We start from the raw sequence: 20971 nt of genomic DNA on the forward strand, positions 1-20971 counted from the left end.
TTATTTTTACTCAATTCATTTTCGGAAAAAGGACATTTCCTTATAATCGATATACAAGACCTAAGCAATTTGTTCTTTCGCATCCTGAAAATTAGGTATATTATCCCTTGAGTTTAATTGCGTCATCACGAAATCAGAGTTGCGCTATGTCGAAAATTTTTTCTATATATTACATTTAATGTTAAAGTTGTGTTAACATTTGTTTGATAATTTAGAATCTTGACAGAAATAGGGGTTATTATGAGTAAACTTGCTTCTGAATATGTTGCTAATTTCTTAAATGAATGGTATATGGCTATAAAACAGCAGAATGTTGAGACTGCTGAAAAATATTTTAACGCAGTCAAATCTTTATTTGATGACATGGAAGAAGATCAGGAAGTATTAATGTATTATTCTCTACTTGAAGAGAGACATAAAATGATGATGTATCAAGTAAAAGGAACAGACTTTCCAAAGCATTCCTACTTCAACAAAAGACATGCGAGAGAAATTCAAAAAACAGATAACATGATAGAGTACTACTTCTTTTTATTTGAGGCGTTATACGAATCCTACAATCGAAACTTTGAGAATGCCATAAGCCTATTTAAAATTACTGAGAAAAAGTTATCCATTATTCCTGATGAAATTGAAGCTGCTGAATTTTATTCTAAAGTGGCATCAATGTACATGATGCTCCGTCAGAGTATTGTTTCACTAAATTATATAAACAACGCACTTAACATCTATAAAGGGAATGAAAATTACAAAAGGAAGTATGCAACTGCACTTATGGTTGTAGGAACTAACTATACAGATCTAGGCCAGTTTGATAAAGCTGAAGAAGCTTATTTCCAAGCCATTAGAATTTCAAAAGAGCTTGATGATAAATTTTTCGAAGCGCAAATTCATCACAATTTAAGTATTACATACTCAGCAGCAAATAGATCCCAAGACTGTCTCAACGCACTGAGAAAATCCATAAGAAATAAAGAGTGGAGACAATCAGTTTATTACATTAACTCTCTTTACATGGCTACCAAAGAGTTATTCCTCATGGGTCAAAAAGATAAAGCTGTATATTATTACAAAAAAGGACAGGAAAATTTAACCCAGAAAGAGAATAAAGTGTATGAGGCTAAAATAAACATCATTTATGCACTTCTTCAAGATAATCAAAAGGAAACCATCGAGCAATGTTGGAGCTACATTCATTTCCTTCAGGAAAAGAATGACTTAGACAGTGTTCTTGATCTTTCCTTGATTATCTCTCATTACTGCGAGAAGAAAGAATGTTATAAGGATGCTCTAGAATTTTCTAAGCGAGCAATTTTAGCCGAAAAGAAAATGAGGCAGTTGGAGGGAATAGGATGAAAAGATTAATACTTCGTGTGTCTGTTACAGCTATTATCTTAAGTGGGTTAGCTGCTGGCGCTAGTTTGTTTACTCAGTCAGACATTCAATTTAGTGAAAAACCAGTCGGAACTGATATCCAAATTGCAGAGAGACCGGTTGGAACTTAATAAAAAGTGAGGGGCATAAGATGACAAAGGGCGTTAAAATAACGTTATGGAGCATCCTAGCCGTATTCATCGTGTTAGCAATAATAGGAGTTGTATCTTATTATCAGACTCCGTCAGCGTAAAAAAGCAGATCTATAAAGCGCAGCCCTATAATGGGCTTTTTTGTATTAGATAAGAACTTAGGCTACTCAGTGCGAGGTGAAAAGGATGAGCAAAGAAAAAATACAAAGGAGCTTGATGAAGAACTAAAAAGAGTGCTTAAAATGTTTGATGATGTATTAGAGGTTTATGAACAGCATGACGGCGAACCTAACATTAAACCTGGTGTAACTTGCCCTTCATGTCAAAAAAAATCAACTAATTATGTTTGTAACTGGAGTGGGAACAAGCATGTACACTTTATTTGCGTGTGTGGCTGTCGAGTGCATCAATAATTATGAGTAATAAAACACCCTATCCTTTAAACTGGATAGGGTTAAATTAATTTTACTTCTTCTTATTTAAAACCTCTTTACTTTGATCCAAGAATGTACTCATTGTTCTATGCTCTTTAACCTTCTTAAATATTAATTCCTCTTCTAATCCCAATTCTTTCAAGACAATAAAAATAAGAATTACCTTCATTCGATATGCAGCATAAAATTTTCCAATAGGTTCTTCAAGAACCATTTTTTTATTCGTATAATCAAAATGAGTTAAATAATTTCTTGTTTCAACTACTTTTTGAATAAAACGATCTCTATTCTCGCTATTCCCTATTAAAAAGATTTTAACATCCTGTGACAACCCATTTATTAACTCTTTTAATCTTCTCCCTAAGTTATATTCATTGCCATGATTGAATTTATTTAAAAAGAAGGATTTTACTTCTTCGTCCTTAATATTTTCAATAATAAATTGCTTTATTTTTTTTGTATTATCACTATATAATTCTTGGTCTATTTTAGCTCCTTCATAGAATCTTCTATGAAAGATTTCTAATGTTTGAACAGAATTAATAAATTTAGTATCAAGATATAATCTTTCAAAATTAACTAAGTGAAAACTTATTATCGTTTTTAGCTTCTCTTCTTTTTCAAACCAATTATTTAGTATTGACTCAAGGTTTTCTTTTACATCATTATACTTAAATAGGAACTGAATATTTCTTTTTTTCTTTTTAACTTCTTTAATACTCTCAAAATATTTGTATTCTAAATATCTTTTTTCTTCCTTTTTAAACACCCTAAATAAAATATGCTCATCTGATGTAGTATAATCTAATAAAAGATTTAAAAAGCCTTTAAAAGAACGAACTATATCCAAAAACCAAGTCAGATTCTTGTTTTCATCTGGACTTACTTTAAACCAGGAAGTATGACTAGCATTGATCTCTACCTTTGAAATAAAATCTCTTTTTGTATTCCCAATAAAATATTCTTCAATAGTGGTGTTAATGCTCTTTATCTTGTATTCTTTTGTTTCTGGAGGAAAATATTCTATTTTATAATAGTTATCTTTAGTTGATCGTTCTTCTTCAAATACCCCTGGATCAATCCAGGGAGTTAAGTAATCTGCGCTAAACAATACATTATCAAAACTTTCAGGAAATTCTTCTGTATAATTACCTGCTAAAAAACTTCTCACGTTATAGGTTTCAATAGGTACGCCTGGCCAAGAAGATCTAGCCCCACTTCTATTTAAGACATCAAGTTTAAAGCTTTCTCCACCTACAGATATTCCGTAAATTTCTTCTGGTGTTTCATTTTCAAAGTTTAGAAAGTAATCTTCACCAAGAACCCCAATTAAATCAAGCGTGATTTCTTCAGGAGTATACTTTAATGTCCCGGTTACCATTTTATCTGGATTATCCTTTGTCCACCATTTTCCCATGGTTTCAAAAGTTTCAAGCCTTCCTCTTTTCCTTACTTTCAATATAACTCCCCCCATTGCAATTAGATCAACTTACCGTTGTTTATTATTAATACCATTATCCTATATCCAAATCCAAAAATAAACAAAAAAGCGTATTTCCACTATGTAATACGCTTTAAATTTATTTATCTCATATTGAAATTTAGGTTAATACCACTTTGTTTTAGTCCATTAACAAATTGTTTGTACATCAAATCAACTGCTTTTTGTGGATTTCCTGATTCATTAACTGTAACTTGGAATTTAAAATCATTATTAACCGTTGAGTTTTCAGTGTTATTGTTCACTATGGAATTTGGAACATTCGTCTTTACATTTGCATTTAGGTTTGGCAATCCAAGTTTCCCGGCTTCAAACGATACAGAACTGAGAATATCTTTGTACTTGCTTAGGCCGGGTTTAACTTGCTTCTCAGCTTCTAAATCACTATTAGATAGCTTACGTACTTCTTTTACAGCTTGAAGCATGTTCTCTGTATCTGTCTTATTTAAAATAAGTTCTTTGTCATGCAGGAATGCAAGCTTACCAGCACCTAAGCCTGTTCCAGTGTACCCGCCTGTATCAAATGACGATACTTTTTTACCGGTTGTGTTCCCCTTAACTACTGTGGAGAGGGCATTTGAAGCCTCTTTTAGCTTATCAATCAGGTTGTTTGAAATGCTCTTACCGATAGACTCCATATTGCTGTTAATAAACTTTGAAAACTCGTTCAATTGCTTGGTGATATCAGTTATCTTTCCATTCATGAGTTTGTCTTCAATCTTCTTAAATGCTCTTTCGTCATTCGTTAAATTGTCGTACTTATCATTTATGGCGTCCTGATCTTTTTCAAGCTGATCTTGTAGAGCTTCTTTCCGTTTTGTGTTGCTACGATCTTTAATGAATTCATCTAATGCTTCCTGTTGTTCTTGAAGCTGTTTTTCCAAGTCTTTGACTTGAGCTTTCGCTTCGTCAGAATCCACTGAAAGTTTATAAACTTTATCTTTGATATTTAGCTTCATCATCTTCTTTGTGGATTTCATCTATCTTATCTTGAGTAGGTTTTTGATGCGCTTCTAACTCAATATCATGCATTATATTAGAACCTGAAATCTTGCTGGATTACTGAGTCACGCCGGTAATCGAACTACATTCGATAGTATTGTTATTGCCATGCAACAATAAAATCAGCTGATAAGACAGCTTATCTTTTCAACAATTTGTCCTTAAAAAAGAGAGACGGTCAATAGATTTCGAAGCCAAAAAATCAAGTTCGCCAACAACTTGCAAATTTGATAATCCGACTTTATTAATGAAAAGTAAAAAACCCTTGCTGCGCAAGGGTTTAAGCTATGATTCCGACTGGGCTCGAACCAGCGACCTCTACCCTGTCAAGGTATCCGCAAGTGATCCGAAAAGTCATTCGGTAAGCCAAACGTTGGTATATAAGCGTTAAGTCATCGTTAAGTCATGCGACTCACATTGAACGTCCTTATTCTGTTAATTCCGATTATAGACTATAGCGCCTCAACCGCGCAAGGTATAAAAAGAGTTTATTTTTTAAAATATTACTCAGACATCTCAATAGAGACTCCGTTTGATCACGGTTGCTCTCGTATTTCGACATCAGCCAATTCCGCAAGCTTTTGAAAAGCTACGTTATTCACTAACGGACCTGCCTCGCATTCATATCCGCAATCCTTAAGCTGCTCTACGATTTCTTTTAACGTTTTAAATTCCAACAATTTTCTCATCCTTTCGACTAGTTTTTGAAGGTATTTTGATCTTTTTTGCAGAAATATATACCAAATGGAGGTGATACTATGAACTTAGTCCCCGTTAACTCTTCAAATTTAAGTGCTGTTGGCTACGATCCCCAATCCAAAGTGTTACGGATTGTTTTTAAAAGCGGCACTTACGATTATTTTGATGTACCTCAGGGTGTGTATGAAGGCCTATTGTCCGCTCCTTCTAAGGGAAGATACCATCATGCTTTTATTAAAAGAAGCTATAGATATGCAAGAGTATAGAAAGCATCTTATATTTTATAGTGGCAACCGTATGACCAACGAAACTAAAAAGGCGGCAGGAATGCCGCCCTGGTTCGTTATCCCTACCGCCCGTCCAACAACTGCGCCATGCCAACTTCATCCGACATTTTCCGATCATAGTACGGAAAAGTAGCGTTGGCAACCGTATGACCATCTATGCTTATATGGATCGAACCGTCTCGGTTCACACCCGATTCAATCGCCTTCAAAACGTGAAGCATCTCGGCTGAAACGGCCGGGCTGCCGCTCGTAGCCGCCGTATGCCCTGCGTCAATCATCCGCATAAGGTTCGCTTGCTGAGCTTCGGTTAACACCATTTCGTTACGGAGCGCGCGAATATCAACTTCGTGACTCATCGGTCGGTCTGCGAATTTAGATGCGAGGCCTCCGGTGTGAAGCTTGTTAATCTGACCGCGTCCTATAATACCTCCGGTGTGGTAAGTACCTTCGTTACCTCTTCCGCGACTTACGGCACGTTCTGTTTTCATCGAGACATCCGAAGTGATTGTCGTAATCCGTTTCGTAATATCTTTACTTAAGGTGGCGTTCATAGTTTCCGCAGCCGTTGTGATTTCTTGGACGCGTCCTTTTGCACTCTCTAGCTTGGATATCTCGCTATCGATTGCGTCTAATGACTTTCGATACTCTTGCTTCTTCTTGTCGGCGGCTGACGTGTTGTTTACGAGGTTGGCTCTGGCGTCTTTTAATCTCGCTATTTCCTTATCGATAACTTTTACGCCCTCACCTTTTTTCGCAGTCAAACCAACCTGTCGAAGTTCAAGATCGACCATTTTCTGCTTCACTGTGTCGAGTTTTGCGAGTTCTTCATTAATCTTTTGCAGTTCCTCTTTTTTACTCAACAGCTTTTCGCCGCTTGTGCCTAGCTGATCCTGAAGCTCGCTAAGAATCCGTTTTTCTGTTCCGAGTATCTGTTCTTTCTTGGCAGCTTCTTCTGTATTACCGGCTGCTTTAGCGCTGCTAATCTCTTCTTCTATAGCTTTTACCTTTTTGAGTTGTTCTTCCACTTTCGTTTCGTTATCGTAATATGTCTTTGTAAGATCATTTATTTTCTCTTGCAGGCGAGCCTTTTCTTTGAGATCATCGGATCTTTTCGATTCTAGATTCGCCCGCTGAGACTCTAATTCAATACGAAGATCTTCCGCCTTTTGGTCTGTTAGGCGTTTTAAGGCTTTCGTGTTTTTGGCAAAAGCGTTTCCTTGTTCGCTAATTGCTCTGTTTGTTTGCGGCGCTTTATCTAGGATCTGATCGTTCAGCGACAAATACCGATCAAATTCACTATTCGTCAACCCCGATTTCTCTCGAAGCCCCGCCTGCTCGTCTTTCATCCGTTTAATCGAATCCGCATTCGTCTCGGACTTAATCCGATCGTTCAAATCGAGGTAATGCGCAAACTCTTCCGATGTCAACTTCGTTTTCGCTTGGAGTTTATCGAATTCAGTTATCAGCCCGTTAAGCGAATCAATCTCTTTCTGCTTTGCGTTTGCAGCTTCGAGACTGACCGTATTCATTTCGTCATATCCGGCTTTAACGCCGACTAAAAGACCGCCAAGGATCGAAAGCCCCGTTATAATCCATCCGGCAGGGCCCATCGCAACGAACAAGCCTCGCAGTGCTATGCCGAGTTTAACCGCCGACGACGCTACAAGCGCAATCGCTGCGGCCGTACCTGCCATTTCGAGTCCGGTCGTAATGATGCCTGGGTTCAGCTTGTTGAGGAAATCGATGATCTGCGTACCTGTATCGACTATTTTTCGGAAAGCAGGTAAGAACTCATTACCGATTTTGATGCCGAGCCCGTCGAGCGCCGATTTAAATTTCTCGAATGATCCGTTAAGGTTATCCATCTGTGTCTTAGCTACACGATCGGCCGTACCGCCTGCGTCTTGTAGCGTTTTAGAGTAATCGCGCAGCCCTTTTTCTCCGACACCTAAAAGCGTTACGAATCCGGACGCTGCCTCGGTTCCGACTAATTGCGCCGCCGCTGCCGTTTTTTGTGCTGACGTCATACCATCAAATCTTTCCGCGATATGTCCGATTAATTCCGGCAACGGCTTAAGATTTCCGTGAGCGTCTTCCACTTCGATACCGTAGTTTTCCATCGCTTTAGCTGACTGCCCGACAGGATTCGCCAGGTGCAATAACGAAGCACGAAGCGCCGTACCTGCCATCGATCCCTGAATACCGGCGTCAGACATTTTCGCAACGGCTGTCGCTGTATCTTCCATCGAATAGCCAAGAGATTGCGCGACAGGGGCTACGTATTTCATCGCATCGCCCAACTGTGGCAGGTCGGTATTCGCGGTTGTCATCGTCTTGACGAGAACGTCAACAGCACGGCCGGACTCTTCTGCTTTGATGCCAAAACCGGTCATGATATTCGATACAATGTCCGCCGAACGTCCGAGACTTTCGTTTGATGCCGCCGCTAAGTTAAGTACCGATGGTAAAGAGGCGACCTGATCTTTTACGCTAAAGCCGGCCATCGCAAGGTACTGAAGACCTTCCGCAGCTTCGACCGCTGTGTACTTCGTTTCTGCGCCCATTTTAGACGCGATGTTTTTCAGGTCCTCGAATTCCTGTCCGGTCGCGCCGCTTATCGCTTTAACGTTCGACATGGCAGCTTCGAAATCAGCCGCCTTTTTGACGGATACACCTATGCCCGCAGCGACCGCGCCTCCGACCGCAAGCGACGCTTTTTGTACGAGGCCCATTTGCTTTGATACGTTTTCGGACGACCGTCCCATTTGCGTCAGATCATTTCTTACTTGCGCCTGCCTCCGGCTCCATTCGTTCGTATCTAGAACTAGCCGCGCCTTAATTTCTCCGACTGTTGTTCCGCTCATTCTTTATCGCCTTCCTGCGGACGATTGAAGAAAATCAAAAGTTCCTCCGCGCTGTACTGATTTAAGACCTCAGTTGCTTCAGCGATTTTTGATTCTTGCCCGTCGGTAAAGTCTAACTCGCCTTTTAAGACCTTTTCTGTGAGCCATTCGATAACACCGACCGCATAGGCGACTCTGTCCGCTTCTTCTTTCGTGACAAAAGGAATTATCTCTCCCATTTCACTCGCTCCTTTTAGGTAAAATAAAAAGGGCGCCCATTACGGACACCCTGCTTCATTCGGACTTTATTAAATTACTCTTGGCCGGAATACGATTCAGGATTACGAAGGTAGTCGGCCATCTGAGGACCAAACGTTTTTGTCGCTACATTGTAATACTGGTCATATTCCGGAATAAGTGGCTGTTCTTTTTTACTCAAGGCGGACTCCTTAATCTGTTGAGCTTGTTTTTGTTCCTCGGTAGACGCCATACTTATCAGCTTCGTATTTATATGGCCGAGCTTTAGTTGGCTCGATACGTCTTTATTAACAAAAGAGGCTGCCAACGCCGGGAATTCATCCATCATTTTTCGAGCAAAATACGGGTTATCGATCGCATTGACGAAAGAATCTAGCTTACTCAATCCTGATTTTGTATTCGTCGCGAGTATAGTATCCGTTCTAAGCGCAGTAAGACGTCGCTCAAATTCGGCTTCTACTGCTGCGGACGGTCTTTCCGGGTCAGCAAGAAGAATTTCGTCCGCAAAAGCGACCGCGCTTTCGGAAGACTTTTCGAATTCCTTTTTAGCACTTTGAAGTTGCCCTAAAAGTTGTTTTAAATAATGAGAGCGTGCTTTTTCTAAGTGCTGTTCTTGGCCGGCACGCGTAAGAGTAGCATCCCGGAGGATTTCTGTTTCACGCTTTTCAAGGCCCTGTTTAGCTTCCATAACAAAGCCTTTAACCGATTCGCGAATTTTTTCAGCTTGTGTGTAGCTCTGAATCATTACATCAAGTTTACTCATTATAAAATTCCTCCATTGTTTTCTTGCCGATTTTAACGCCTTATTCAGCAGGGAGTTCCCCTCTGGTCCATGCGCGATGTATTTCAGGTTCGATAATCCCGTAAGGGTTCGTACCGCTAGGTCTGTATGTGAAAATCGGTTCGTTAACGTAAATTCTCGGCCTATATTTTTCGAAAAGCCCATTTTGAGTGGCGAGTTGTGTCTCACCTATCTGTCTGGCCATATCAAAATAGGTTTGCCGGCATTGTAAATCAATTAAATCGTGATAACCTGCCGCGGCCTTTAGGTATTCCATCTTGGCTTTACGGACTCGATCGAGTGCCGACTGCTCGTATTTTTCCTTGTGTTCAGTTACCTCAGCCGATAAAGTCCGAAGTATGTCCTCTTTCGCAACCTGTATTTTTCGATCATGCACCTGTTTAACGGATCTTTTCCTTTCGCTCCCACCCGAAACTTCTAGCCGTAGCGACTCTACCATCTCTCTCGCCTTACGCTCTTTCGTTCTCTTTGCAGGAGATGGATCAAGCGCTAACTCCATTACGGCCACTTCCAAAGCTTCCTCAGCTTTTTTAAGCTCTTCCGCTAACTTTTCATCATGCTCCTGCAACTTCTCATTAGTTCTCTTTTTTTGATTTTCTAGCTCTTCCAGGTGCGATAATTTCCCTTTTAATTCTTCCGAGTATTCGAATTTCATCCTAACCCCCCTATGAAATAATATTTTTAGCATGAATAAGGTAGTTTTTTAGCAGTAATATCCGGCCCTTTAACGAACGACATCCGTCCAGCATTTCCATCGCTTCATCAATCGCGCTTACTTCTTCCGGACCTGCCTCCATATCTGTAAAGATAGTAGAAGCGAATTCATGAGACTGGAACCGCCCCATAAGCCGCGCAGAAGTCTGGTAGAGTGAAGGATATTTCGGAACCGCAACTTCGACCATTTCAAACGCTAAGTCGATAAGTGGTTGATCGAAAACGATTTTCAAGTCGACCACCCCCGCCAACTCTGACGCAGCCCTTAGACTACGCTGAAGAGCAATGTGATCGGTGCGGCTGCCATCGTATTTGTGCTTGCCTGCGGTAACAAACAGGCCGGACGTCTTTATGCCTTGGTAATTAGTAACGAGATAGGCATAAACGACCCGCTTTTCATCGCTCACCTTCGTTATATAAAGCGTATGTTTCATCTTTCATCCCCCTCGGCAGTGAGAAGTCCGACCTCGTACACGTTTACTGGTATTCGATCAACCCCCTGCACAACAAACGCATTTTTAGCGCCGTAATGATAGGCGACATCGGTGGCCGCATTGAAAAGCTCACGTCGGACTTCGAGCTCAGTCGCTTTAGGGTTGTACCGGACAGTAGACAGCGCGATAATGCCGCCGTCACGGCCTGTCACCATATAGATGCCTCTTTCTGTATCAAGCTCGATAAGCGCAACGTCGCCCGGTAGTAAGCCCGTAAAACTGCCGCCTTTTGTTTCGCGAATATACGAGCTCCCTGACTCTCCGTAACTACCCCAAAATTCGGTCATTTTAGATACGCAGTACATGCGTCTTCCTCCCTTTGATAAGCGATTGTGGGTACTTCGCCGGCCTTCCGGCAGTAAAAAAGCGCCTGTGACACGAGTAAGTCTCGGTGACAGCCGCTAATCTTTCGCAATATTTCACCTGTTTCCGCGTCAACCGTGAGCACTTCGTCAGGTTTTACATAAACAACAACTCCATACAAGCTAATACCTCCTCAAAATAGGTGTAATGAACAGATAATCGTTGAAAATGACATGAAAATAGCCGGATGATTTTCTTTCTAATAGGAATAGTTGTGCCGACTAAATAAAGGCTTGTAGCCTCTTGTTTTGTTAAAAATTTGATAGTCTCGTATTGAACATTCTTTCTGCCGCGCGCCTCTGTTCAATAGGTATTTTAAAATGGACGCCTACTAGACAGCCGTTTTTAATGTAATCCGCAGCAATCGTCCAATCTTTCTTATAGCGTTTCACCCTCCGAATGAGATCCTTGTCTTCCGTATAGCCGGCGATCCACCCTTTCCGTGATTTCCATAGCTCATTGCGTTCCATCTGTAAAAACCTCCATATAAAAAAGCCACCCTCCGCCCGGTAACGAGCATCATCGGATGACCTCTTCTAGTTTATTTAGTTAAAAAGCGCCTTGATTGCCGCTAATGTATTCCCTTTGCCCGCATACACAACTCGCGGATTCAGAATTGTCTTTTTCTTTCTACGATCGCCGCTGATTTCAAAGAAACCAAAAACCGGCTTTCCTTCGTACTCGATCTTATTAAGTGCTGCCTTAAACCTGCTAGTGTCTTTGTAACCGAGTAATGCCGCTAATTTGTCGAGTGGAATAGGTTCGACTAGATCTTCGTTCGACTCATTCGGATTGTACGCGATAATATTAAAGTTGAAATTAACAAACGGCAAAACAGCGTAAATAATTGCGAGCTGCTTTATTGTCCTCCCGTTATACATCTCGTATAAGTCACGGACAGTATCCCGAAACAATCGTGTATATTGCATATCTCTCGTTACCCGCTTAATATCGGAGTGTTTCCCGCGGTAGAATACCGCCGAATTCATAAAAATGCCGTCGCCTTCCTCGCGAAGAACGGCCTCTTTTTTTAGGTTTTCATAGAAGTCTTTAAATTTATTCGGGCTCAAGCCTACGAGATTTTTAAGACCGGATCTATCAATCGGTTTCCCGTTATCATATTTTAACTGACCGTCTCCCCATCCTGTGTATGTCCCAATAAACATCAAACGTGCTAAGTCAGATTGATTAAGTGATTGAAATTGAGACTCCATGGTAACTCTAGCGTTAAAGAAAGCTGTTACAAAACCGCCATTCTCGGACACATGCGCTGTTAGGTCATCTTTTACTTGAAGCGCTCTGACTTGTTCTTCAGTTGTTTTAGTGACCACCTCTACAAGATGAGAAACGTCAGTCCCGTTTTTATTGTAGATTCTCCCGTCCTCGATCAACGCATTTTCCTTTACCGCAAAGATATCTCTTTTGGCCCCATTCGATAAGTTCATCCACTGGCGTTGTTCAGCAATTCGATTCCCCATCCTCAAACATCCCCTTTAGTCTTTGAATAGTTTCGATTTTATCCGCATCTAAATCAAAAACGTGTTCAAGCCGTCCTCTCATCCTTTTAGACAGCCTTCTTTCTCCTCTTTCAATCATTGCAATAAGTTGTTGCGAGCAGTCTAAACGGTCAGCAAATTCGTTCTGCGTCATCCCGTACGCAAGACGAATCATCCGCATTGTTTTTGGAGTCATTTTCGTCTTCCTTTCAAATTTGTTATAGTTTCACTACATTTTTATCAAATAAAAAAGCACCACTCGATCCAGTGGTACAAACTAATCCTCTTTTAAAGTATAGACAGCTAAGGCGCTAAATGTTGATACCGTGCTACTCGTTACAAATTTTGCTCTCCTGGTACGTAAAGACAGCCAACGAACAAAAACGTGTATATTTTCCGTTAAGTTTTACGTAGCTTTACGTCCCTCTATTACGTATAGACAGCTAACGCCGTAAAAGTCACTATACTAACGTTAGGTTAGCGTAATTAACTTCGGTATACTAACGCTGTTCTTTCCGTATGTATTTAAACATAGCGCTAACTCCGGTCACTTCGTTCCCTACATACGCGCAGATATTAATTAATAAGTCCTTGATCGCGATTAACACTGGACGAAGGCGAAGCCGAAGTTCCAGAGGCTTGTGATTTACAAGACTAAGAAGTGATTGGCGGCCTAAAATCGCTGTATCCCTTGCAGCTCTAAGCACGAACCCACTTTTCGGGTGTACGAATAAAGTCGTGTTTTTTGCCGATTTGTACGAATAAAGTCGTGTTCATTATCAATTAGTTTTCCGTAATTGAGAATAGTACCATCGAAAAAAAGATGACGCAATGTTCAATCCCTCTATTACGTAAGACAGCATATCGGGGTAAATGTTGATATTGCCGTTAAGTTAACGTAGTTCTCATTACGTATAGACAACAAAACGGGTTAAAATGTAGGGTATGTACCTAACAATTTTGCCTCCTATTACGTATAGACAGCTAAGGCGCTAAAATATGGGTATTTATCGTTAAGTTTCTGTTTTTTTCGTTCCCATAACGTAAGACAGCATAATGCAGAAAATTATAGGGTTTCTGCGAAATTAATTTATGCCCTCATAATACATAGATAACTAACGGCGTAAATTATCGGGTTTCTGCCATTGGAATATCGTTATTTATGTCCTTCTATTACGTAAGACAGCATATCGGGGTAAAAGTCACCGAGTTATCGACGAAATGTTCAATCCTTCTATTACATAAGCAGGTATGATTGCGTATAGTCGGCATATCAGAAACAACTCTAAAAATACCCTGCATTTTGGGTGAGAAATTAACTAAATACCCTGCATTTCGGGTGATTCACATAATGAGGTCCGCACTTAGAGCCGTAAGGGATACAGCCGTTTTCTTACTTGCTGGCATATCTTAATCAGTCGTGCTCATCTTTAGATATAACGCAATCCATGTACTAGACTATCCGATATTTAAAACATAGCAACTCCTTCAAATTCAGTCGTTGCAGATATTTATAATCGCGATAAAGGTACTTAAATAAAATAACTGCGGACGCCAAAGCCACGGTTTCAAGTGGCGAAGGCGAGCCGCTATGGTTTACTTCTCAGCGTCTTACTTCGATTAATCTTTCCGGAACCGCATGCGCAGTCCCGGATCGCCCTTCTATTACGTATGTGTTATCGTCAGTGTTGCGGCTTAGTATTCTGCCGGTCATGGCTTCGGCTGATAGCCACGTCAGCCCGTCTGCCTTAACGCCCCAATAATGTACGGTTGTGCCTGCTTTATACATCGCATCCGCCTCCAGTGAAGAATAGGCGCACGAACTGCGCGACACTCATATTCGCTAATTCCCGACCGTCGAGCTTCTTTAGGGCCGCCGTCGTCTTGGCAAACTCGAACGCGAATGATGCCGGGTGGGCATCGTCGTATAAGTGATAACCGTCATCCTTCCGCGTTAGGCCGCCAGTGTCGTAAAACGCAAACCTGCCGCCGCCCAGCGTATCAAAGTCGCATAATGCTACCGTATCTGCTGCGATGAGATAGGCGTCGTGTGTCTCCGTATAAGGAAAGTCTGTCGAACCGTGTCGAACCAAACGTACTTTTTTCATTTCGTTTCCCCCTCGAATTTTAGTTCCGTCCGCAATCTTAGATATAAGGTACAAGAGCACGCTCTAACTCAGTCCGTTCTTTTCTGAGTGCTGATCTGTCCTGGTGCAGTTCCTTGTTATCTGAGCAGAGGTCCGCTAAACGGCTGTTTAACGCCGTGGCTTCTTCAACACTTGCGCCGATTAATTCGAAGCGCACTTTAGCGATTTCGTAACTATTTTCGTGAAAAGCAAGTTCAGCTTCGCACCATTTGCGGTGGGTCTCGTCTCTTTTCGCGATCAGAGTCTTTTTAGTCGACTCCTTAAGCGATTGGCAAACCCCTTCCGATAAGTTGTGCGGTGACTGTAGCGCGTAATCAATGGGGAAAACGTCTAGTACGGTGTCATTTTCGGCAATAACAAGGCGGACTTTTTCTTTGTAGTTATCGTAAACGGCTTGGCTGCCGCTTGTTGATTCGAGCGACCAAACGAATGAAGAGCCTTGCGCATATTTAATTAATGCGTTCGGTTGCTTGCGCATTTGTAAGACCGAGACGAGCTACCGCGTTTTTTACTGCTGATTTAGAAACACTGTATTTATTCATCGTGAACCCTCCCTTTCTAGTGAGAAAACAATCCGAATGAAATCCATAAATGTCATATTTGCGAGTTCAGGAAAATCGATTTTGGAAAGATCCGTGCCTACTTTCGACGTTCCTATCATGAAAAAGCGTGGATGATTAGCCTCGTATAAATGAAAACTGTCGCCCTTCCTCTCCAAGCTGTCAACTTCGTAAAATGCGAGTTCATCGTCTCCCATGTATTTTCCGATGATATCGTGACTCATTAACCAGGCGTCAGATACCTCGTGTATCGGCAGCCCCGTATCAAAAGCGACTCCGTGCCAGTGAAGTTCCACCTTCCTCGGACTAAATTTTTCCGTCATGCCGACCGCACCTCCTCACCGAATAATTCTTGCGCTACCTCGGGCTTGATTTCAGCGCAACCAGCAAATGCTTTTCGGGATACTTGAGGCAAGAGCGTAAAGAATTCTTCTGGCGAAAGATTTATGAACTGCTCGGCCGCACCTGCCGGATAAATATTCCACCAACCAACAACAGTTTTTCTATAGTAAACGTTCATTTCCAATTACCTCCTTTAATTTCTCATCAAGAAGCAACACTGCAATAAGAAGCAAATCGTGCGAAATTTAACCTAGGGTTAGTAGAATTCGAAATTTTCGCTTCTGATCTGATTGTCGATGTCTTCATTCGGTTTAACTACTGTAGTATTACTCGTTGAGTTAATGATATTACTCCAGAAGTAAAACGTCAAGAGGTTTTCTTGCGTTTTTTTAAAAAATATTTTACTGCTGCCGTTTTACTTGTATAATATGGTTAAAATAAAATTACGGAGGATTAGAGAAAATGCCTTTTGAATTTAAGTTGAACTATATACTGGATGAGTTAGGAATTACCAAAAACAAACTAGCTGTTGAGGCAAAAGTAAGGCCGGCAACCATCGGGGATCTTTGCGAAGGGAAAACCAAACGGATAGAACTCGAAACAATCGAGAAAATCTTGCATGTATTAAATAATCTCTCACCAACTAAGACATACACCATCGACGACATTATTCTTTACAACTTGGATATTGAGGATAGATCATAAAATGTTATTTGAAGGAGAAAAACAAGAATGGCTTCTCTTTAAGGAGAGGGATCTATCGGTTAGAGTTTTTGAAGGCAATAATACATACGAAGCATACGCGACAATAGCAGGCAAAGGTACGCATGTAGCTCGCGGACTTGAAAAATGGTCAACAATTAGAGAAGCAATTGAAGGCATTATAAAATAGAGGAGACCAGTAAATGAATAGTATCATAGAGCAGTTATCTAACTATTTTAATGAAGATACTAGTACGACACTTGCTGTTACATTAGTACTTATCATCTCACTTTGGTTATATAAAGAATTGAAAAGCTCTCAGGATAAAGATATTACAGAAATGGAACAACAGACGAAAGACTCTCAAAATGCTTGTGTGAGTATTCTAAAAGAATATGAATTACTTCAAGCAAAAAAAATAGAACAAACAGATTTTTATGCCAATGTTTATGAAAACTTATCTATGTTAGATAAGAGTATTTCGAAAGAATTAATAACTTTATTATCAGAAGATAGCAGGGATAACAAAAAAACCATAAAAATCAAAGAAATCATTTCAAAGCACCTGACAAAATTAAAAGAAACAGAGGAGGATATTTTTAAAGATACGTTTGATCAACATTTATTCAGTTTTATTTTAAAAATCAAAAAAATACTCACACCCGTTTTTTTAACAATGCTAACGTTAATATTTTTCTTCTTAGCTATAATTTGTTCCACGAACATTTTAAGTGGTATATTTTTCTTTTGTATGTGTTTTATTTTTGGACTCTTGACTGCATTAACATCTAACCTTGAAAGAAAAAAAATCTCTTTAAAGATTTATATTATAAACCTGGTAATAATCCTAATAACTTTTTTCGCTATTAGTTTGAATATAAATTTATGGTTTACTTTTTCATCTTTTTTTGTTTGTGTTGTATTCATAATAATATTTTTGAGAAAAGCTACAAAGTCATAAATATTAAGAACAACACATTATTATAATAGCTAGTTATTCGATATCGTATAATAGTCGCAGAGGTGATCGAAATGAAATTAAACGCTACGCCGCGTCTAAACGCCGTTATGAAAGAAAAAGGCTGGACGCAAGTAAGGCTTTCGGAAGCATCGGGCGTACCGCAAGGTTCGATTTCGCGATTCGATAAGAACAGCCGACACGAGGATTGGCACGTGTTTTCGATTGCGAAAGCGCTCGGAGTAGAAGTCGAGGAGCTATTCGAAATAGAGGAAGTTGGTGACGCTGAATAATCGGCGTCTTTTTTGAAATGCTCGTTTAAAACGTGCCTGGTGCCCAGGCTTTTCGAAGCGTTTGGAGGGATGCTCGTGAGACGGCGAAGGCTGACATTCCGCATAGTTTTTCCGTTATAATTAACGCGAGGTGATCGAAATGAAACTTACGGTAAAGCCTCGTCTTGGCGCGGTTCTTTCGCAGCTAAACTGGTCGCAATCCGAATTATCGCGCAGATCCGGCGTATCTCAATCGTCGATTTCTCGGTTTGATAATTCCGAAAGACACTACGACTGGCATGTCGCATCGATCATGAAAGCAACCGGAGCCAAATACGAAGAATTATTCGAAGTAAAAGAAACGGAAGAGGACGCTGAATAAACCGGCGTCTTTTTTTCGTCTTGAATTCCGTTCAACCACCCGAGTTCAAAATTTTGCGCGCAAGCTCCGAACAGCAGATGAGGCGGCCTTTGTGGGGCACTTGGGGGGTCGGCGGTTTTTTATTTATTGTCTATTTATATGATAGTATATTAAATTCACATTTATGAATAACGAATTTAACAGAATGAACTTGAGTTAAATTCAACGACAATTATAAATGTTGATATAACAGCGTTAGCAGGCGATTACCCTGCGTAACAAATCGTATGTATTTTATACAACGTTGAAGCCGCGCCACACCAACACCCCACCGACCGCCATATGCCGCATACCATGTATAAGATAATGCATATTAGTAATACGTCGGTGTTACATGCATCTATCAGTTGGACGCAATGTGTCCCGATAATGATACGCTCACATATTGGTGGAGTCGTTGATATGACGCGGTTTAACTCACTACTCTCTTATGTAATAACGCTATAACCTAGTGCCCCCATGCCCGTATTACAGGCGTAACAGTACGCAACCCCCTGAGTTTCGGGCGGCCATCCGCGGTAGACGCGGCTCGTTGGTGCAGACCCTATACCTCGATAGCCTCATACGCAGCCTCGATCTCCTCCGCAGTTATGCCGATATACCTTAACGTCTGCGCCTCCGAACTATGACCGAATATCTTCATAATCCGCGTGATATCGATTCCTTTTGCATGTAACTGATAGCCGAATGTTTTACGCAGCGTATGCGTTCCAATCGCAATATTCAGGCCGGCACGATCTGCAGCAGCCTTTAGAATATTATACGCCTGGACGCGACTGATCGGCTTGTTTACGCCTTTACGTGATCGGAAGATATACGTATCGTCAGGACCAGTCAGTTTAGCGGTCGCAAGCTGGACCGTTTTCGATAGCTTTATCGGCCGCATCTTGCCCGTCTTCCCCTCTCGTAACTTTAAATGCGTCTGACCGCGCAGATCGCCGATTTTCAACGTTAGCAAGTCAGAGATGCGCAGGCCTAAAGAAACGCCAAGTATAAACATCATCTGGTCGCGTCCATGCAGGGCGTTTTTCATTTTATTTATGTCTCGTTTCGTTTTAATTGCGTCTACAGCGTTTGCCATTATATACACCTCGTTATTTAAAGTTTGAGATATACTAAAAATCGACTTATAAATATTCCCGAAGGTTTTCAGCTACTTCATTTTTATCTAAATACAAATACTGTGTTGTTACGGAAAGATCGCTATGACCGAGCGCTTTAGATATATCTGTTAATCTAGCGCCTTTATCAAGTAATGATTTGGCGAAACCTCTTCGCAATGCATGCGGATTAACATTTTTCAATTCATACTCACGAGCGTACTTATTTAAACGCTTCTGTATGTTATTGTTTGATGGCCCCGTTGCGATTGGTCCACCTTGTTTCGTAATAAAAACGTAGTTATTATCTATATGGTATTGACTTCGGATGGCTTTGTTTTGATTCATCAAAACGTCTAACATACGTGTAAGAACATCATCGAATGGTAGCAATATAGATTCGCGATTCTTTAGAATGTCTCCGTTCAATCTTAGTAATTTATCCGAGAGATCAATGTGTTTTTCTTCGAGATTTGCCAGGGTACTTACGCGAATTCCCGTTTTATACATAAGAAGAACTGCCGTAGCATCGCGCAATTGGACGAAATCTCTTAAGTCTAATACAGATAGTAGTATTTTAATATCCTGCTCCGTCGCTCCTTCTTTCACTTGTTTATCAACCTTTATATTAATACTCTTCCAAAACTTCGTTTCAAACCATCCATTATCAAAACAGCGCGTCAAAAAAGCCTTTAGACACTTTAGACGTATTAGTCTTGTTTGTGAGCTGACATCCATTTTTTCAAGCCATAAATAAATTGATTCGGTAGTTATTTCATCTAAATATGTAAGGCCCTCTGATTCGATGAAGTCACTTACGTAAAGACGATAGTCGCTTATGGTTCGCTTCCTATTCCCTGCAACCTCCATTTGCCTTAGTACAGTAACTAGGGCTTTTTCGATCGTCGTTCGATCCCTATTAGAATTAGTTGAACTCAATTTATGTATTAAATTAGATAACTCAGTTAAATCCTCTTCGACAATGAAAATGTCCTTCTTTTTTGTCATTTTAAATACTCCTTTCTGATGAAAGGATATAGAGTTAATAAGTCACTTTCAACATAATCACGAAAATTGCATTGATATAACCAAATAAAAATTGCTATTTATACCTAAAACACGAACATAAACCAGTAAATTAATACTAATTTTAACGAAACACGAACGAAACTATTCGCTAACAAAACGACGAACTAACGCCCGAAGACGCTACCGAGGCGTTAACGAATCAAATCGCGCAGCATACAACCGGTCGAGCATACGATCCAGTACGCCATTATAATAGCCGGCCAAATTGCGTATAGTTTTCCGTTTAGTCGCGATAAATGTGTGCCGTACGGCCTCTAATCCGATCTCTTGAAGTGTATCGGCAGCATAAACGCCTTTTAAATACGACGTATGCGCAAGGTATATGCCGTAAAGCTTACTCGTTAATTTACGATCACTGACAAACGTACTGACCTCCAATTTGAACGCAGCATACGTATTCTGAAAGAACTTATTTGCGCTTTGAGAAATAACAGCTTCGTCTTTCCGTTTCGATACTTCCGCCTTTGTTTCCGTTGGCTTTTCGGCGTCTTGGCGGGGTAACACGGACGGAGTAACATCGGTCTTAACAGCCGGCAGGATCACGTACATATTGGCGCCGTTGCCTCCGGTTACTGGCCGATATTTTATTTCTTTGCGGATAATGCCGAGATTGATTAGTCGTTTAATGGAACGAATAACGGTTACGCGGTGCTTGCCGATCAGTTCTGCGATCGTTGCGAGCTTCAGATACGCCACGCCCGGCGTTTTGACGGCATGACGAGACAGCACCTTTAGAACCTCGATTGCGGCAGGCGTTAAATCGGATTTATTGCGGTATATATGCGTACGGATGGCGCCGTTAAGCTCGTCCACTGAACGGAACGACGCCATTTTAGAGGCTTCTTTCGTGTACATTCGGTTTCTCTCCTCGTTAAGAGACGGCAACCGTTTCGGAAAAGAAGGCGCACTTAAATAAGCGTTGACTTGTACGCTTTTTTCCGATATAATAGACGTAGGTCA

Annotated in this window: 29 protein-coding genes and 1 pseudogene; 9 read left to right on the forward strand and 21 right to left on the reverse strand. The window is 40.8% G+C overall.

Translation table 11 applies throughout. The features are described from left to right. Positions 1-240 precede the first annotated feature (240 nt). The 3 genes from ACY3LV_RS12150 (at position 241) to ACY3LV_RS12160 (ending at position 1939) form a co-directional block, all read left to right on the forward strand. Positions 241-1356 carry a response regulator aspartate phosphatase gene (locus ACY3LV_RS12150; protein WP_464863866.1) on the forward strand — a complete coding sequence of 372 codons (1116 nt, stop codon included), beginning with the start codon at positions 241-243 and terminating at the stop codon, positions 1354-1356. After that, positions 1353-1505: a PhrK family phosphatase-inhibitory pheromone gene (locus ACY3LV_RS12155; protein WP_014479495.1), complete on the forward strand. Its 153-nt coding sequence runs from the start codon at positions 1353-1355 to the stop codon at positions 1503-1505. Before ACY3LV_RS12150 ends, ACY3LV_RS12155 begins: the two co-directional genes overlap by 4 nt. 152 nt (positions 1506-1657) lie before the next feature. Then, on the forward strand, positions 1658-1939 hold the full coding sequence (locus tag ACY3LV_RS12160; RefSeq protein ID WP_464863867.1) for a hypothetical protein: 282 nt from the start codon (positions 1658-1660) through the stop codon (positions 1937-1939). Between the two features lie 52 nt (positions 1940-1991). Here the strand turns inward: ACY3LV_RS12160 and ACY3LV_RS12165 are convergent, their stop codons facing one another. The 3 genes and pseudogenes from ACY3LV_RS12165 to ACY3LV_RS12175 all read right to left on the reverse strand — a co-directional run bounded on the left by ACY3LV_RS12165 (position 1992) and on the right by ACY3LV_RS12175 (position 5140). Then, on the reverse strand, positions 1992-3419 hold the full coding sequence (locus ACY3LV_RS12165; protein WP_464863868.1) for an ApeA N-terminal domain 1-containing protein: 1428 nt from the start codon (positions 3417-3419) through the stop codon (positions 1992-1994). Between the two features lie 125 nt (positions 3420-3544). After that, positions 3545-4493: pseudogene (locus tag ACY3LV_RS12170) on the reverse strand (phage tail tape measure protein); the annotation flags it as partial. Between the two features lie 506 nt (positions 4494-4999). Further along, a complete protein-coding gene (locus ACY3LV_RS12175; protein WP_176113081.1) occupies positions 5000-5140 on the reverse strand; it encodes a hypothetical protein in 141 nt (46 codons plus the stop codon). A gap of 81 nt (positions 5141-5221) precedes the next feature. Here ACY3LV_RS12175 and ACY3LV_RS12180 point away from each other — a divergent pair, with 81 nt between their 5' ends. Further along, positions 5222-5428: a KTSC domain-containing protein gene (locus ACY3LV_RS12180; RefSeq protein WP_079288581.1), complete on the forward strand. Its 207-nt coding sequence runs from the start codon at positions 5222-5224 to the stop codon at positions 5426-5428. Between the two features lie 83 nt (positions 5429-5511). Here the strand turns inward: ACY3LV_RS12180 and ACY3LV_RS12185 are convergent, their stop codons facing one another. The 15 genes from ACY3LV_RS12185 to ACY3LV_RS12255 all read right to left on the reverse strand — a co-directional run bounded on the left by ACY3LV_RS12185 (position 5512) and on the right by ACY3LV_RS12255 (position 15646). After that, positions 5512-8313, reverse strand: coding sequence for a phage tail tape measure protein (locus ACY3LV_RS12185; protein WP_464863869.1), 2802 nt, complete (start codon positions 8311-8313; stop codon positions 5512-5514). Next, positions 8310-8531 (reverse strand): hypothetical protein, encoded by a 222-nt coding sequence (locus ACY3LV_RS12190; RefSeq protein ID WP_079288583.1) that lies wholly within the window; start codon positions 8529-8531, stop codon positions 8310-8312. The genes ACY3LV_RS12185 and ACY3LV_RS12190 overlap by 4 nt, the downstream gene beginning before the upstream one ends. Before the next feature lie 74 nt (positions 8532-8605). Beyond that, positions 8606-9313 (reverse strand): hypothetical protein, encoded by a 708-nt coding sequence (locus ACY3LV_RS12195; protein ID WP_464863871.1) that lies wholly within the window; start codon positions 9311-9313, stop codon positions 8606-8608. A gap of 40 nt (positions 9314-9353) precedes the next feature. Next, positions 9354-10007, reverse strand: a complete 654-nt coding sequence (locus tag ACY3LV_RS12200; protein WP_464863872.1) for a hypothetical protein — start codon at positions 10005-10007, stop codon at positions 9354-9356. A gap of 10 nt (positions 10008-10017) precedes the next feature. Beyond that, positions 10018-10500, reverse strand: a complete 483-nt coding sequence (locus tag ACY3LV_RS12205; protein ID WP_464863873.1) for a hypothetical protein — start codon at positions 10498-10500, stop codon at positions 10018-10020. Then, positions 10497-10865, reverse strand: coding sequence for a hypothetical protein (locus ACY3LV_RS12210; RefSeq protein ID WP_464863874.1), 369 nt, complete (start codon positions 10863-10865; stop codon positions 10497-10499). The genes ACY3LV_RS12205 and ACY3LV_RS12210 overlap by 4 nt, the downstream gene beginning before the upstream one ends. Then, positions 10844-11044 (reverse strand): hypothetical protein, encoded by a 201-nt coding sequence (locus tag ACY3LV_RS12215; RefSeq protein ID WP_464863875.1) that lies wholly within the window; start codon positions 11042-11044, stop codon positions 10844-10846. Before ACY3LV_RS12215 ends, ACY3LV_RS12210 begins: the two co-directional genes overlap by 22 nt. 130 nt (positions 11045-11174) lie before the next feature. Further along, entirely contained in the window at positions 11175-11393 is a 219-nt protein-coding gene (locus ACY3LV_RS12220; protein WP_464863876.1) for a hypothetical protein, read from the reverse strand. A 75-nt stretch (positions 11394-11468) separates the two neighbouring features. Further along, positions 11469-12401 carry a hypothetical protein gene (locus ACY3LV_RS12225; RefSeq protein ID WP_464863877.1) on the reverse strand — a complete coding sequence of 311 codons (933 nt, stop codon included), beginning with the start codon at positions 12399-12401 and terminating at the stop codon, positions 11469-11471. Next, a complete protein-coding gene (locus ACY3LV_RS12230) occupies positions 12382-12615 on the reverse strand; it encodes a helix-turn-helix domain-containing protein (protein ID WP_464863878.1) in 234 nt (77 codons plus the stop codon). Before ACY3LV_RS12230 ends, ACY3LV_RS12225 begins: the two co-directional genes overlap by 20 nt. Positions 12616-14022: 1407 nt before the next feature. Further along, positions 14023-14208: a hypothetical protein gene (locus ACY3LV_RS12235; protein ID WP_464863879.1), complete on the reverse strand. Its 186-nt coding sequence runs from the start codon at positions 14206-14208 to the stop codon at positions 14023-14025. Beyond that, positions 14201-14527 carry a hypothetical protein gene (locus tag ACY3LV_RS12240; protein ID WP_464863881.1) on the reverse strand — a complete coding sequence of 109 codons (327 nt, stop codon included), beginning with the start codon at positions 14525-14527 and terminating at the stop codon, positions 14201-14203. Before ACY3LV_RS12240 ends, ACY3LV_RS12235 begins: the two co-directional genes overlap by 8 nt. Positions 14528-14564: 37 nt before the next feature. After that, positions 14565-15044: a hypothetical protein gene (locus tag ACY3LV_RS12245; protein WP_464863883.1), complete on the reverse strand. Its 480-nt coding sequence runs from the start codon at positions 15042-15044 to the stop codon at positions 14565-14567. Positions 15045-15104: 60 nt separating this feature from the next. Then, a complete protein-coding gene (locus ACY3LV_RS12250) occupies positions 15105-15449 on the reverse strand; it encodes a hypothetical protein (protein WP_464863884.1) in 345 nt (114 codons plus the stop codon). Beyond that, positions 15446-15646, reverse strand: a complete 201-nt coding sequence (locus ACY3LV_RS12255) for a hypothetical protein (RefSeq protein ID WP_079288596.1) — start codon at positions 15644-15646, stop codon at positions 15446-15448. The genes ACY3LV_RS12250 and ACY3LV_RS12255 overlap by 4 nt, the downstream gene beginning before the upstream one ends. A 284-nt stretch (positions 15647-15930) precedes the next feature. On the opposite strand from ACY3LV_RS12255, the gene ACY3LV_RS12260 reads away from it, so the two are divergent. From ACY3LV_RS12260 to ACY3LV_RS12280, 5 genes are all read left to right on the forward strand, one after another. Then, the gene (locus ACY3LV_RS12260; protein WP_079288597.1) at positions 15931-16173 is read left to right on the forward strand and encodes a helix-turn-helix domain-containing protein; all 243 of its coding nucleotides are present in this window, start codon (positions 15931-15933) and stop codon (positions 16171-16173) included. A gap of 1 nt (position 16174) precedes the next feature. Then, positions 16175-16360 (forward strand): hypothetical protein, encoded by a 186-nt coding sequence (locus ACY3LV_RS12265; RefSeq protein ID WP_079288598.1) that lies wholly within the window; start codon positions 16175-16177, stop codon positions 16358-16360. A gap of 13 nt (positions 16361-16373) precedes the next feature. After that, positions 16374-17132 carry a hypothetical protein gene (locus ACY3LV_RS12270; RefSeq protein WP_079288599.1) on the forward strand — a complete coding sequence of 253 codons (759 nt, stop codon included), beginning with the start codon at positions 16374-16376 and terminating at the stop codon, positions 17130-17132. Between the two features lie 71 nt (positions 17133-17203). After that, entirely contained in the window at positions 17204-17422 is a 219-nt protein-coding gene (locus ACY3LV_RS12275) for a helix-turn-helix domain-containing protein (RefSeq protein WP_079288600.1), read from the forward strand. A gap of 139 nt (positions 17423-17561) precedes the next feature. After that, the gene (locus tag ACY3LV_RS12280; protein WP_129110670.1) at positions 17562-17783 is read left to right on the forward strand and encodes a helix-turn-helix domain-containing protein; all 222 of its coding nucleotides are present in this window, start codon (positions 17562-17564) and stop codon (positions 17781-17783) included. 583 nt (positions 17784-18366) lie between these two features. Here the strand turns inward: ACY3LV_RS12280 and ACY3LV_RS12285 are convergent. The 3 genes from ACY3LV_RS12285 to ACY3LV_RS12295 all read right to left on the reverse strand — a co-directional run bounded on the left by ACY3LV_RS12285 (position 18367) and on the right by ACY3LV_RS12295 (position 20866). Then, entirely contained in the window at positions 18367-18903 is a 537-nt protein-coding gene (locus ACY3LV_RS12285; RefSeq protein ID WP_464863885.1) for a tyrosine-type recombinase/integrase, read from the reverse strand. 46 nt (positions 18904-18949) lie between these two features. Further along, on the reverse strand, positions 18950-19930 hold the full coding sequence (locus ACY3LV_RS12290) for a tyrosine-type recombinase/integrase (RefSeq protein WP_079288603.1): 981 nt from the start codon (positions 19928-19930) through the stop codon (positions 18950-18952). Between the two features lie 201 nt (positions 19931-20131). Beyond that, positions 20132-20866 carry a helix-turn-helix domain-containing protein gene (locus ACY3LV_RS12295; RefSeq protein WP_464863887.1) on the reverse strand — a complete coding sequence of 245 codons (735 nt, stop codon included), beginning with the start codon at positions 20864-20866 and terminating at the stop codon, positions 20132-20134. Positions 20867-20971 lie beyond the last annotated feature (105 nt).

The sequence above is a fragment of the Bacillus sp. 11C genome (assembly GCF_055486375.1).

Bases quoted from the DNA above. Each gene is read 5' to 3' on its own strand.
- ACY3LV_RS12150 (WP_464863866.1), top strand. From the start codon at position 241: ATGAGTAAACTTGCTTCTGAATATGTTGCTAATTTCTTAAATGAATGG.
- ACY3LV_RS12155 (WP_014479495.1), top strand. From the start codon at position 1,353: ATGAAAAGATTAATACTTCGTGTGTCTGTTACAGCTATTATCTTAAGT.
- ACY3LV_RS12160 (WP_464863867.1), top strand. From the start codon at position 1,658: ATGGGCTTTTTTGTATTAGATAAGAACTTAGGCTACTCAGTGCGAGGT.
- ACY3LV_RS12180 (WP_079288581.1), top strand. From the start codon at position 5,222: ATGAACTTAGTCCCCGTTAACTCTTCAAATTTAAGTGCTGTTGGCTAC.
- ACY3LV_RS12185 (WP_464863869.1), bottom strand. From the start codon at position 8,313: ATGAGCGGAACAACAGTCGGAGAAATTAAGGCGCGGCTAGTTCTAGAT.
- ACY3LV_RS12190 (WP_079288583.1), bottom strand. From the start codon at position 8,531: ATGGGAGAGATAATTCCTTTTGTCACGAAAGAAGAAGCGGACAGAGTC.
- ACY3LV_RS12195 (WP_464863871.1), bottom strand. From the start codon at position 9,313: ATGAGTAAACTTGATGTAATGATTCAGAGCTACACACAAGCTGAAAAA.
- ACY3LV_RS12200 (WP_464863872.1), bottom strand. From the start codon at position 10,007: ATGAAATTCGAATACTCGGAAGAATTAAAAGGGAAATTATCGCACCTG.
- ACY3LV_RS12205 (WP_464863873.1), bottom strand. From the start codon at position 10,500: ATGAAACATACGCTTTATATAACGAAGGTGAGCGATGAAAAGCGGGTC.
- ACY3LV_RS12210 (WP_464863874.1), bottom strand. From the start codon at position 10,865: ATGTACTGCGTATCTAAAATGACCGAATTTTGGGGTAGTTACGGAGAG.
- ACY3LV_RS12220 (WP_464863876.1), bottom strand. From the start codon at position 11,393: ATGGAACGCAATGAGCTATGGAAATCACGGAAAGGGTGGATCGCCGGC.
- ACY3LV_RS12225 (WP_464863877.1), bottom strand. From the start codon at position 12,401: ATGGGGAATCGAATTGCTGAACAACGCCAGTGGATGAACTTATCGAAT.
- ACY3LV_RS12230 (WP_464863878.1), bottom strand. From the start codon at position 12,615: ATGACTCCAAAAACAATGCGGATGATTCGTCTTGCGTACGGGATGACG.
- ACY3LV_RS12235 (WP_464863879.1), bottom strand. From the start codon at position 14,208: ATGTATAAAGCAGGCACAACCGTACATTATTGGGGCGTTAAGGCAGAC.
- ACY3LV_RS12240 (WP_464863881.1), bottom strand. From the start codon at position 14,527: ATGAAAAAAGTACGTTTGGTTCGACACGGTTCGACAGACTTTCCTTAT.
- ACY3LV_RS12245 (WP_464863883.1), bottom strand. From the start codon at position 15,044: ATGCGCAAGCAACCGAACGCATTAATTAAATATGCGCAAGGCTCTTCA.
- ACY3LV_RS12250 (WP_464863884.1), bottom strand. From the start codon at position 15,449: ATGACGGAAAAATTTAGTCCGAGGAAGGTGGAACTTCACTGGCACGGA.
- ACY3LV_RS12255 (WP_079288596.1), bottom strand. From the start codon at position 15,646: ATGAACGTTTACTATAGAAAAACTGTTGTTGGTTGGTGGAATATTTAT.
- ACY3LV_RS12260 (WP_079288597.1), top strand. From the start codon at position 15,931: ATGCCTTTTGAATTTAAGTTGAACTATATACTGGATGAGTTAGGAATT.
- ACY3LV_RS12265 (WP_079288598.1), top strand. From the start codon at position 16,175: ATGTTATTTGAAGGAGAAAAACAAGAATGGCTTCTCTTTAAGGAGAGG.
- ACY3LV_RS12270 (WP_079288599.1), top strand. From the start codon at position 16,374: ATGAATAGTATCATAGAGCAGTTATCTAACTATTTTAATGAAGATACT.
- ACY3LV_RS12275 (WP_079288600.1), top strand. From the start codon at position 17,204: ATGAAATTAAACGCTACGCCGCGTCTAAACGCCGTTATGAAAGAAAAA.
- ACY3LV_RS12280 (WP_129110670.1), top strand. From the start codon at position 17,562: ATGAAACTTACGGTAAAGCCTCGTCTTGGCGCGGTTCTTTCGCAGCTA.
- ACY3LV_RS12285 (WP_464863885.1), bottom strand. From the start codon at position 18,903: ATGGCAAACGCTGTAGACGCAATTAAAACGAAACGAGACATAAATAAA.
- ACY3LV_RS12290 (WP_079288603.1), bottom strand. From the start codon at position 19,930: ATGACAAAAAAGAAGGACATTTTCATTGTCGAAGAGGATTTAACTGAG.
- ACY3LV_RS12295 (WP_464863887.1), bottom strand. From the start codon at position 20,866: ATGTACACGAAAGAAGCCTCTAAAATGGCGTCGTTCCGTTCAGTGGAC.